The 11,582-nt window shown below is 74.1% G+C and carries 9 protein-coding genes; 2 read left to right on the top strand and 7 right to left on the bottom strand.

Going from position 1 to position 11,582, the window contains the following annotated elements:
* On the bottom strand, window positions 1-956 hold a 956-nt coding region (locus tag EF918_RS24940), incomplete at its 3' end, for a GlxA family transcriptional regulator (RefSeq protein WP_185921907.1).
* A gap of 92 nt (window positions 957-1,048) precedes the next feature.
* Between EF918_RS24940 and EF918_RS24935 the strand changes: the two genes are divergently transcribed.
* Window positions 1,049-2,686 (top strand): ABC-F family ATP-binding cassette domain-containing protein, encoded by a 1,638-nt coding sequence (locus EF918_RS24935; protein ID WP_125650688.1) that lies wholly within the window; start codon window positions 1,049-1,051, stop codon window positions 2,684-2,686.
* A 74-nt stretch (window positions 2,687-2,760) separates the two neighbouring features.
* On the opposite strand, the gene EF918_RS24930 is transcribed toward EF918_RS24935, so the two are convergent.
* From EF918_RS24930 to EF918_RS24910, 5 genes are all read right to left on the bottom strand, one after another.
* Window positions 2,761-3,537, bottom strand: coding sequence for an SDR family oxidoreductase (locus tag EF918_RS24930; protein WP_125650686.1), 777 nt, complete (start codon window positions 3,535-3,537; stop codon window positions 2,761-2,763).
* Window positions 3,534-4,754, bottom strand: a complete 1,221-nt coding sequence (locus EF918_RS24925) for an MAB_1171c family putative transporter (protein WP_125650684.1) — start codon at window positions 4,752-4,754, stop codon at window positions 3,534-3,536. Before EF918_RS24925 ends, EF918_RS24930 begins: the two co-directional genes overlap by 4 nt.
* Window positions 4,744-5,241, bottom strand: coding sequence for a hypothetical protein (locus EF918_RS24920; protein ID WP_125650682.1), 498 nt, complete (start codon window positions 5,239-5,241; stop codon window positions 4,744-4,746). The genes EF918_RS24925 and EF918_RS24920 overlap by 11 nt, the downstream gene beginning before the upstream one ends.
* 293 nt (window positions 5,242-5,534) lie before the next feature.
* Complete coding sequence (locus tag EF918_RS24915) at window positions 5,535-7,970, bottom strand: Tex family protein (protein WP_125650680.1); 2,436 nt, start codon at window positions 7,968-7,970, stop codon at window positions 5,535-5,537.
* Window positions 7,971-8,071: 101 nt separating this feature from the next.
* Window positions 8,072-8,935 carry a hypothetical protein gene (locus EF918_RS24910; RefSeq protein ID WP_125650678.1) on the bottom strand — a complete coding sequence of 288 codons (864 nt, stop codon included), beginning with the start codon at window positions 8,933-8,935 and terminating at the stop codon, window positions 8,072-8,074.
* A gap of 208 nt (window positions 8,936-9,143) precedes the next feature.
* Between EF918_RS24910 and EF918_RS24905 the strand changes: the two genes are divergently transcribed.
* Window positions 9,144-10,664 carry a M1 family metallopeptidase gene (locus EF918_RS24905; protein WP_125650676.1) on the top strand — a complete coding sequence of 507 codons (1,521 nt, stop codon included), beginning with the start codon at window positions 9,144-9,146 and terminating at the stop codon, window positions 10,662-10,664.
* Window positions 10,665-10,676: 12 nt separating this feature from the next.
* Here EF918_RS24905 and EF918_RS24900 read toward each other — a convergent pair whose 3' ends face one another.
* Complete coding sequence (locus tag EF918_RS24900) at window positions 10,677-11,534, bottom strand: oxygenase MpaB family protein (RefSeq protein WP_125650673.1); 858 nt, start codon at window positions 11,532-11,534, stop codon at window positions 10,677-10,679.
* Window positions 11,535-11,582 lie beyond the last annotated feature (48 nt).

The raw sequence follows: 11,582 nt of genomic DNA, 5'->3' as shown, positions 1-11,582 counted from the left end.
GGGCTGAAGCGGCGGCGGTATTCCGAGGGGGGCTGGCCCAGGGACTTCACGAAGGCGCGGCGGAGGGCCTCGGGGGTGCCGTAGCCGCAGGCCCGGGATATCTGGGCCATGCCCTCCGCGGTGTCCTCCAGCAGCCGCCGGGCGTGCTCCACCCGGACCCGCTCCACGTACCGGCCCGGCGTCACCCCCGTCTCCGCCCGGAAGGCCCGGGCGAAGTGCCGCGGCGACAGCCGTGCCCGCGCCGCCAGGGCCTCCACGCTGAGGTCCGCCCCGGGATGCTCCGTGATCCACTGCTGCACGTCCCGCAGCGGCTCCCGCACCGCGGTCTGCGCCGCGAGCTGGGCGCTGAACTGCGCCTGGTTGCCGGGCCTGCGCAGGAACACCACCAGGTGCCGGGCCACGGTCAGCGCCACCTCCCGTCCCAGGTCCTCCTCCACGAGCGCCAGCGCCAGGTCGATCCCGGCCGTCACGCCGGCGCTGGTGGACACCGGCCCGTCCCGGACGTAGATCGGCTCGGGTTCCACCCGTACCGCGGGGTACTCCCGGGCCATCCGGGCGCACGAGGCCCAGTGCGTGGTGGCCCGCCGCCCGTCGAGGAACCCGGCCTCGGCCAGCAGCAGGCCTCCGGTGCACACCGAGACCAGGCGGCCCGCTCGACCCCCGTACGTGCGCAGCCACCTGGTCAGGACCGGTGAGAAGTCGCCGCGCTCCTGCCCGCCGGGCACCAGCACGGTGGTGTCCGCACCGGGCACGACGCCGGCCAGGTCCTCGTCGGCGACCAGCGTCAGCACGGTGCTCGTGCGGACCGGGGTCCCGCCGGGCGACGCGGTGCGGACCCGGTAGCCGGCCTCCGGGCCGACCACGCGCGTCGCCCCGGCGAACACCTCGACCGGGCCGGACACGTCCAGGCTCTGCACCCCGTCGTACAGCACGACGAGCACTTCTCCCACGGGCATGGCTCCATCCTCCGGCCCCCTCCCGGCGTCCGCAATGACGGGCGTCCCACCTTTTCTGCCACCGCCCCGGCCACGGCTAGGATCGGGCCATCATGACTGCCACCCTCGTCGCCAAGGACCTCGCCGCCGCCCATGGCGAGCGCACCCTCTTCGCCGGTCTCGACCTCGTCGTCGCCCCCGGCGACGTCATCGGACTCGTCGGTGTGAACGGCGCCGGCAAGTCCACGCTGCTGCGCCTGCTCGCCGGACTGGACACCCCCGAGACCGGGGAGCTGCGGCTGTCGCCGCCCGCCGCGACCGTCGGCCACCTGCCGCAGGAGCCGGAGCGGCGGCCCGGCGAGTCCGTCCGGGAGTTCCTGGCGCGGCGGACCGGGGTGGCCGCCGCGCAGGCGGAGCTGGACGCGGCCACGCAGGGTCTGGTCGACGGCGCCCCCGGCGCGGACGACGCCTACGCGGAGGCGCTCGACCGGTGGCTCGGCCTCGGCGGGGCCGATCTCGACGACCGGGCCGAGGAGGTGGCCGCCGAGCTGGGGCTGGGCGTCGGCCTCGACCTGCCGATGACCGCGCTGTCCGGCGGGCAGGCCGCCCGGGCCGGCCTGGCCTCGCTGCTGCTGTCCCGCTACGACGTGTTCCTGCTGGACGAGCCGACCAACGACCTGGACCTGGACGGGCTGGAGCGGCTGGAGTCCTTCGTGCGGGGGCTGCGCGCCGGCACCGTGGTGATCAGCCACGACCGCGAGTTCCTCGCCCGCACCGTCACCAAGGTCCTCGAACTGGACCTGGCCCAGCAGCAGATCAACCTCTACGGCGGCGGCTACGACGCCTACCTGGAGGAGCGCGCCACGGCCCGCCGCCACGCCCGCGAGGAGTTCGAGGAGTACGCCGACAAGCGCGCGGCCCTGGAGTCCCGCGCCCTGATGCAGCGCAACTGGATGGACAAGGGCGTGCGCAACGCCCGCCGCAAGGCCACCGACAACGACAAGATCAGCCGCAAGCTGCGGGGCGAGACGAGCGAGAAGCAGGCCGCCAAGGCCCGGCAGACCCAGCGCGCCATCGAGCGGCTGGAGGTGGTGGAGGAGCCGCGCAAGGAGTGGGAGCTGCGCATGGAGATCGCGGCGGCCCCGCGCTCCGGCGCGGTGGTGGCCACGTTGCGCGAAGCGGCCGTCAAGCGGGGCGGGTTCGCGTTCGGCCCGGTGTCCTTGCAGATCGACTGGGCGGACCGGGTGGCGATCACCGGGGCCAACGGCGCGGGCAAGTCCACCCTGCTGGCGGCCCTGTTGGGCCGGCTCCCGCTGGACTCCGGCTCGGCCGCGCTCGGTCCGGGCGTGCTGGTGGGCGAGGTGGACCAGGCCCGCGGGCTGTTCCTGGGCGAGGAGAGCCTGCTGGAGGCGTTCTGCGCGGCGGTACCGGAGACCGAACCGGCCGACGTACGGACGCTGCTGGCCAAGTTCGGGCTGAAGGCGGCGCACGTGCTGCGGCCCGCGGCCACCCTCTCCCCCGGCGAGCGGACCCGGGCGGCCCTGGCGCTGCTCCAGGGCCGCGGGGTGAACCTGCTGGTGCTGGACGAGCCCACCAACCACCTGGACCTGCCGGCGATCGAGCAGCTGGAGTCGGCGCTGGAGTCCTACGAGGGCACCCTGCTGCTGGTCACGCACGACCGGCGGATGCTCGACGCGGTACGCACCGATCGGCGGCTGGTCGTCGCCGACGGTTCGGTCACCGAGGTCTGACCACCGCCGCGGCGGCACGCGCCCCGGCCGGACACCGACCGGGGCGGTCGCCGGCCGGCCGGCGACCGGGCGCCCTACCGTGCCTGGGGCGGGCGGCGCTTGCGGGCCATCTTCTGCGCGACCAGGGTGCGCGGGAGGTGGCGTACGGCGGTGGCGTACGCCTTGTAGCGCCAGCCGGTGATGCTGACCGGCCGGCGCAGGGCCAGGTCCTTCAGGGCCTGGGCGACCACCGCCTCCGGCCGCAGCCAGACCGTGTCGCGCAGGGCGCTGACATCCATGCCGGCGCGCTGCTGGAACTCGGTCCGGGTGAAGCCGGGCACCACCGCCAGGACCCGCACCCCGTACGGCGCCAGGTCCACGCGCAGGGACTCGCTGAACGCGGTCACCCAGGCCTTGGCGGCGCCGTAGGTGCCGGTCGGCAGCAGACCGGCCACGGAGGAGACGTTGAGGACGGCGCCGCGGCGCCGCTCGCGCAGGCCCGGGACGACGGCGTGGGTGAGCCGGAGCGGCACCTTGACCAGCAGGTCGAGCATCCGCTCCTCGTCCTCGACCGGGCTGTACGGGAACGGGGCGGGCAGGCCGAAGCCGGCGTTGTTGACCAGGACGTCCACCGGGCGACCGGGGTCGGCCAGGCGGCGGGCGACGGTGTCGAGGCCGGCCGGGTCCAGCAGGTCGGCGGGCAGCACCTCGGTGGCCACGCCGAATTCCCGGCCGAGGTCCTCGGCGACGGAGGTGAGGCGGTCCTTGTCGCGGGCGACGAGGACGAGGGCGCAGCCCTTGGCGGCGAAGCCGCGGGCGAAGGCCGCGCCGAGGCCGGTGCTGGCTCCGGTGATCAGGACGGTGGTGCTCAACGGTGGGGGTCGCTTTCCGGGTGGGTGAAGGAGTCCGTGGTCGGGGAGGCATAGGCCTGGGCAACGGCCACGAGGAACCGTTTCTCGTCGTCCAGTGCGCCGCCCGGTGCGCCGACGGAGACGGGCGGGACGGCCTGGCCGGAGCCGTCGGCGGCGTCGGAGCCGGGGCGCGGCAGGCCGTCGCGCCGGGTGCGCCGGGCCTCCTTCAGGACGCAGGCCAGGGCGGCCGCCTCGCGCCGGGGGCCGGGGACGCCGGCCTCGGTGACATGGCCGCGGGCGCGTTCGGGGACGCCGGGGGCGACGTACTCGCCGAGGACGAGGATGGCGTCGCGGGTCTCGATGACCTTGCGGTAGACCAGCAGGTTGCGCGGGACCGGCGGCCACAGGAGCTCCGCGAGGCGGGAGGACCGCGGCCGGGTCAGGGCCACGTGCGGCACGCTCTGGACCAGGTCGCGCCACAGCGGCCACAGCTGCCAGGCGGTGGTGGCGTCGGAGAGGATGCCGCGCAGGGTGTAGAGGGTGGGCACGAGGATGGCGGCGGCGCGCAGCAGTCCGTGCAGGTTCATCAGCAGCGGCATGTACGGCATCGCCCAGGTGCTGGCGAACAGCGCCTTGAGCAGGAACGCCAGCCAGAACAGCCCGGCCAGTGCGGTGCCGAGGCCGAACAGCCGCAGGCTCACGGCCAGGCCCCGGTTGTCGGCCCGTCGGCCGTAGCGCCAGCAGACGGACACGCAGGCGGTGTTGGCGAGCAGGTGGGCGCAGATCAGCACCAGCCAGTACGGCAGCGAGGGCACCGCTTCGCCCCCGGGCGGCATGGCGTGGGTGCCGTGGGCGGGCGCGGCGGCGTCCAGGGTGAGCAGGGCGGTCAGCAGGACGGCGGTGGTGACGCCCGAGGCGAGGCGCAGCCAGCGGCCGTGGGTGGCGGCGGCCACGAAGTAGAGGACGGCGCCGGCGGACAGGACGCCGACGAGGTTGCGGACCAGGCCGACGGTGTGGGAGCGGGCGGGGTCGCGCATCGCCGCGGCCACGACGTCGGGCAGGTTGAGGGTCATGGCGGCGGCCGCGGTGGCGACGGCCAGCAGCAGTCCGCGCTGCTGCGGGGAGCGCCAGGCCGCGGGCAGGCGCAGCAGGACCGCGATCCACAGGCACACCACGCTGGGCACGGCGAGGGCGTCGCCGAAGGCCTGGATCCCGGTCGCGGAGGGGTCAGGAGCCATGGGTGCCCCGGGGGTGGTAGCCCATGGCGGACTCCAGCTTGGCCAGGGTGTCCTGGGGCTCGGCGGCGGGCCGGAGGCCGGCGCGGGTGCGGATCATGCTGGCCAGCATCTCCGCCTCCTGCTCCTGGCGGGTGGTGTAGTTCGTGCGCCCGAGGATGACGGGGGCGGTGCCGTCGCCGGTCTCCTCGCCCTCCAGGGAGTTGTGGTCGAAGAGGATGTGGCCCAGCTCGTGGAGCACGATGTGCTCCTGGTGCACGGGGGTGGTCTGGGCCTCGTAGAAGACGTAGTCGGCCGTGGCGGTGCCCAGCCACAGGCCGCAGATGCCGGACTCGGCGGCTTCCCGGGGCAGCGGGTGCAGCACGATGGGGCGGCCGCGCCGCTCGGCGATCCGCTCGCACAGGGCGTCCAGGGAGAACGGGTGCGTCAGGTCCAGTTGGCCGAGAATGGCCTCACACCGTCTGCGCAGGCTGGGCGGCCGGAATGGCATGTTCTCTCTCTTCGGCCCCTCGCTCGGGCAGCGTGAATAGGCGTGATCGGTCGGCGGCATGACGTCCCGGGGGTGAGCGGGTCGGGGAAGGCGCCCGCGCGGCCGGGTCGGCGAACGGACGTTCCCCCATGCCTACCCATGTTCCCCTGCCCGGGCAACACAGGTGCCCAGGCAGGGGCCCTATTCGGCCATGCCCCGGCCGTCACGGACGGCCGGGGCGTCTCCGTACGCAAGGCTCCGTACGCCGTGGTCCGGACGCCCGGGTCCGGACGCCGGGGTCCGGGCGGCGGGTCTCAGCCGCGGCCCCGCTCGGGGCCGGTGAGGCCGGCCCGGCGCAGGGCGTCGGCCATGGCGCTGTTGACGGGGGCGGAGCCGCCGTCGCGGTCGCCGCGCCGCTGGCCGCCGCCGCGCTGCTGCGGGGGCCGGCCGCCGCCGCGCCGGTCGCCGCGGTCCTGGCGCTCGCCGCGGTCGCCGCGGTCGGCCCGGTCGGCGCGGTCCTGCCGGTCCTGGCGCGGCCGGGGCGCGCCGCCGGACGGGCGGTCGGCGGTGGCCTCGTCGTCCAGGCGCAGGGTGAGCGAGATCCGCTTGCGCGGGATGTCGACGTCCATGACCTTCACCCGGACGATGTCGCCGGGCTTGACCACGTCGCGCGGGTCCTTGACGAAGGTCTTCGACATCGCCGAGACGTGGACCAGGCCGTCCTGGTGGACGCCGATGTCCACGAAGGCGCCGAAGGCGGCGACATTGGTGACCACGCCTTCCAGCACCATCCCGGCCGCCAGGTCGCCGATCTTCTCGACGCCCTCCTTGAACGAGGCCGTCCTGAAGGCAGGTCGCGGGTCGCGGCCGGGCTTCTCCAGCTCGCGCAGGATGTCGGAGACGGTGGGCAGGCCGAAGGCCTCGGTGACGAACTCCTGCGGGCGCAGCGAGCGCAGCACGGCGGTGTTGCCGATGAGCGCGGCGACCTCGCCGCCGGAGGTCTTCACCATGGCGCGCACCACCGGGTAGGCCTCCGGGTGCACGCTGGAGGCGTCCAGCGGGTCGTCGCCGCCGCGGATGCGCAGGAAGCCGGCGCACTGCTCGTACGCCTTGGGGCCGAGCCTCGGCACGTCCTTGAGGGCCTTGCGGCTGCGGAAGGGGCCGTGGGCGTCGCGGTGGGCCACGATGTTCTCGGCGAGTCCGCCGCTGATGCCCGAGACCCGGGCGAGCAGCGGTGCGGAGGCGGTGTTGACGTCCACGCCGACACCGTTGACGCAGTCCTCGACGACGGCGTCGAGGGAGCGGGAGAGCTTCACCTCGGACAGGTCGTGCTGGTACTGGCCGACACCGATGGACTTCGGGTCGATCTTGACCAGTTCGGCGAGGGGGTCCTGGAGCCGGCGGGCGATGGAGACGGCGCCGCGCAGGGACACGTCCAGGTCCGGCAGTTCCTGCGAGGCGAAGGCGGAGGCCGAGTACACGGAGGCGCCGGCCTCGGAGACCATCACCTTGGTGAGGTTCAGCTCCGGGTGACGGGCGATGAGGTCGCCGGCGAGCTTGTCGGTCTCGCGGGAGGCGGTGCCGTTGCCGATGGCGACCAGCTCCACCTGGTGGGCGGCGGCGAGCCGGGCCAGCTTGGCGAGGGCCTCGTCCCAGCGGTTGGCGGGGACGTGCGGGTGAATGACGTCGGTGGCGACGACCTTGCCGGTGGCGTCGACCACGGCGACCTTCACGCCGGTGCGGTAGCCCGGGTCGAGGCCGAGGGTGGCGCGGGTGCCGGCGGGGGCGGCGAGCAGCAGGTCGCGCAGGTTGGCGGCGAAGACCCGGACCGCCTCGTCCTCGGCGGCGGCGCGCAGCCGCATCCGCAGGTCGATGCCGAGGTGGACCTGGATCTTGGTGCGCCAGGCCCAGCGGACGGTGTCGGCGAGCCACTTGTCGGCGGGGCGGCCCCGGTCGGCGACGCCGAAGCGGTGGGCGATGATCGGCTCGTACGAGGAGGGGCCGGGGGCGGCCCCGGCGTCGCGCTCCTCGGGCTCCAGGGTGAGGTCGAGGACGTCCTCCTTCTCGCCGCGCAGCATGGCGAGGACCCGGTGCGAGGGCAGGGCGGTGAAGGGCTCGGCGAAGTCGAAGTAGTCGGCGAACTTGGCGCCGGCCTCCTCCTTGCCCTCACGGACCTTGGCGGCGAGCCGGCCGCGGGTCCACATGCGTTCGCGCAGTTCGCCGATGAGGTCGGCGTCCTCGGCGAACTGCTCGGTGAGGATGGCCCGGGCGCCCTCCAGGGCGGCGGCCGGGTCGGCGACGCCCTTGTCGGGGTCGACGAAGGCGGCCGCGGCGGCGGCCGGCTCGACCGACGGGTCGGCGAGCAGGCCGTCGGCCAGCGGTTGCAGGCCGGCCTCGCGGGCGATCTGCGCCTTCGTGCGCCGCTTGGGCTTGAAGGGCAGGTAGATGTCCTCCAGCCGGGCCTTGGTGTCGGCCGCCCGGATCCGGGCCTCCAGCTCGGCGTCGAGCTTGCCCTGCTCGCGTACGGAGTCGAGGATCGCCGCGCGCCGGTCCTCCAGCTCGCGCAGATACCGCAGCCGCTCCTCCAGGGTGCGCAGCTGGGCGTCGTCGAGCATCTCGGTGGCTTCCTTGCGGTAGCGCGCGATGAACGGCACGGTGGAGCCGCCGTCGAGCAGCTCCACCGCGGCCTTGACCTGCCGCTCCCGTACGCCGAGCTCCTCGGCGATCCTGCCTTCGATGGACGTCGTCACGATCGGTCCTGCCTTCGTCTCCTGCGGGAAGGCTGTCATTGTGGCAGGTGGGGCCGACAGGACCGGACATGCGGTGCCGGAACGGGCCGTACCGGACCGGGTCAGGCCTTGCCGAAGAGGTCCGCGGGGAAGGCTCCGGCGCCGACGGCCCGCAGCACGAACCCGCCGCCGAGCTCGGCGAGCCGGGCCAGTCCCTCGGCGCCCAGGTGCTCGTAGGGGGCGGCGTCGAGGCGGTCGGTCTCGGCCTCCAGCCGTTCGCGCAGCTCCCGGCCGGCGTCGGTCAGTTCGCCGTCGGCGTCGAGCACCCCGCGCCCGCGCAGCCGCTCCTTGGCCCCGTCCAGGTCCTCCTGGGTCCAGCCGCGGGTGTTCTGGAGCCACTTGGCGGACATGCCCTTGCCGGTGGCGCTGTGGCTGACCAGGGCCTCGACGGGGTCGAGCTCCAGGTGGAGCAGGGCGACCACGTGCCCGTCGCCGCGGTGTTCGCGCAGCAGGGTGGCGGCGTGCCACAGGCGCAGGTGCGGTTCGGTGGGGACGGGCAGGTCGGCGTGGGCGGAGTACAGGGGGCGGGCGTGCCGGGTACAGCCCTCGGTGGCGCGCAGGGCGAGGTCGGCGGCCTCGGCCATGGCGGCGGAGGTGGCGGCCTCCTCGCCCAGCAGCCGGCGCAGGGTGGCGTCGGCGGCCCGGTAGCGGGCGGCGACGGCCTGCTCGGGGGTGACGGTCTCCCACACGGCGGGCAGGTGCCGGGAGAGCAGTGCGTGGCTGTAGTTGTAGAAGGCGGCGGCGACCACGCCGGGGCCGACGGCGCCCATCGCGGCGGAGCGGGCGGCCAGGTTGGTGGCGGTGGTGCTCTGCACGCCGAGGGCGGCGAACTCCTTGAAGGTGTCCGGGGAGAAGTAGACGGTGGCGTGCAGCGGGTTGATGGCGGCGTGCCAGGCACGGCGGGCGGCATGCGGCGGAAGCGTCATGCCGCGATCCTAAGCGACTGCTTGGTACGGAGAACAGCCCCGCCCCGGCCACCGGCCACCGGCCGGCGGCGGTGCGCAACCGCCCGCGGGGCCAAGATCATGACGGCCGAATGGCGATCGTGTGACAGCAGGGGCCATGGACATGACCCGAGGCCGCAGGGGTGAATACGGTCGAACGGAACGGCCCCACCTACCCCTTGGAGCATGCGTGTACCGCAGAGCGATCGCCCCTTCCGTGCTCGCCGCCTCCCTGCTGCTGGTGATCCCGGCATCCGCGGCGGGCTCGGTCCCGGGCGCCCCGGGCATCGGCGACCCCTACTACCCGGCCAGCGGCAACGGCGGATACGACGTCTCGCACTACGACCTGCGGCTCCAGTACCAGCCGCAGACCGACCTGCTGGAGGGCACGGCCACCCTGCTGGCCACGGCCGGGCAGGACCTGTCCCGCTTCAACCTGGACTTCGGCCTGGAGGTCAGCGAGGTCCGCGTCAACGGCCTCAAGGCCAAGTTCGCCCGCAGCGGCACCCAGGAGCTGGAGATCACCCCCGCTTCCGCGGTCAAGCGGGGCAAGCCGCTGACGGTCGTGGTCAAGTACGCCGGCAAGCCTTCGGAGTTCAAGGTCGACGGCTGGTCCGCCTGGCACCGCACTCCGGACGGCGGCGTCGCCGCCCAGGAGCCGGATTCGGCCATCTGGTGGTTCCCCAGCAACGACCACCCGCTGGACAAGGCGACGTTCGACGTCTCCGTGAACGTGCCGGACGGCACCCAGGCCATCAGCAACGGCGTGCTCCAGTCGACCAGTTCGCGGCTGGGCTGGACCCGGTACAACTGGCGGTCCAACAAGCCGCAGGCCACGTACCTGGCCACGCTCGCCATCGGCAAGTTCGACATCACCACCGACACCACGGCCAACGGCCTGCCGATCGTCAACGCGTACAGCAAGGACCTCGGCGACAACGCCGGCGCCGCACGGGCCAGCATCGAGCGCACCGGTGAGGTCACGGAGTGGCTGGAGGGGGTCTTCGGCCGCTACCCCTTCAACGCGCTGGGCGGCTACGTCCCCAACGTGACCAGCGGCTACGCCCTGGAGACGCAGACCCGGCCGTTCTACAGCCCGCGCCAGTTCGCGAACGGCGCGAACGTCTCGGTGGTCGTGCACGAGCTGGCCCACCAGTGGTACGGCGACAGCGTCTCCGTCGACGGCTGGAAGGACATCTGGATCAACGAGGGCTTCGCCCGCTACGCGCAGTGGCTGTGGTCGGAGAAGGAGGGCGAGGGCACCGCCCAGGAGCTCGCCGACTGGGCCTGGTCCATCCGCCCCGCCGAGGATGCGTTCTGGCAGGTCAAGCCGGGTGACCCGGGCCCGGAGAACCAGTTCCACGGGGCTGTCTACGACCGCGGTGCCATCGCCCTGCAGGCGCTGCGCAACGAGATCGGCGACGAGAAGTTCTTCCAGATCCTCAAGGGCTGGCCCACCGAGCACGCGTACGGCAACGCCAAGGTGGGCGACTTCGTGCGGTACGCGGAGAAGATCTCGGGCAAGCCGCTGGCCCAGCTGTTCGAGACCTGGCTGTACACCCCGGGCAAGCCGGCCGCGCCCACCCCCAAGTCCTCGGCCGCCTCGGCGCGTTCGTTCGCGGCGCCGCAGCAGAAGGACCTGGTGGAGCCGAAGTCGTGGAAGAAGATCGCGGCGACCGACTCGGTCCACGACCACGGCCACGGCCACTGACGCACCGTCCGGTCACGGGCGCGCCGGTACCTCGTCCCAGGTGCCGGCGCGCCACCGTGCCCGGGCCTCGCGCGCGATCGGCAGGTAGCGCAGCCGCTCGGGGAGCAGCGGCACCAGGACCCGGACGACCGCGCTGAACCGGCGCAGGGTGCGCTCCTGCGCCGGGGTCCACTCCAGGCCGACGGCTGCGCGGGCCTCGGGCGGCATGTAGCCGGCGGTGACGAAGGCCCGCAGGCGCAGGAACCACACCCGCAGCACGGGCCAGGTCAGCCGCAGCAGCAGCCGGACGGGGAGGGAACCGGCCGTCGGGCAGGGCAGCGGGACGTCGGTGGCCACCAGCTCGCGGGCGACCGCGGTGGGCTCGATCTCCTCGGCCAGCATCCGGTGGTAGTAGGGCCAGTACTCCTCGATGGTCTGCGGCATGTCCCGGTCGTGCAGGCCGAGGATCCGCCCCACCTGGAGCCACTCCTGGTAGAGCTGCCGTTCCTGGGCGGGGGTGAAGGGACGCAGCAGGTACCGGCCCGCGTGGCGGTAGATCGGGAAGCCCGTGGCGTGCACCCAGGCGTAGCACGCGGGGTCGAGGGCGTGGTAGCGGCGGCCGCGGGTGTCGGTGCCCTGGATGTCCCGGTGCAGCCGGCGCACCCGGCGGCCCTCCTCGACGGCTTCCTTGCCGCCGTACGTCCACAGCTGCACCGAGCGCAGCGAGCGCTCGCCGCGGCCCCAGGGGTCGGTCCGGAACACCGAGTAGGTGTCGACGCCCGCGGCGATGGCCGGGTGGGCGACCTGGAGGGTGAAGGCGGCGGGCAGCATCAGCAGCTGCCGGACGTCGCCGGAGAGCGTCCACAGCACGCCGCCGGGCGGGGGCGGCACGGGCTCGTCCCGCCGCCGGCCTGCCCCTCGGGGGGTGGCCTCCTGGGG

It is taken from the genome of Streptomyces sp. WAC06614 (assembly GCF_003949795.1).
In the GTDB taxonomy this organism is placed as follows: Bacteria; Actinomycetota; Actinomycetes; order Streptomycetales; family Streptomycetaceae; genus Streptomyces.
Note: the sequence above shows the minus strand (reverse complement) of the source record. Positions and strands in the feature narration are given on the sequence as shown.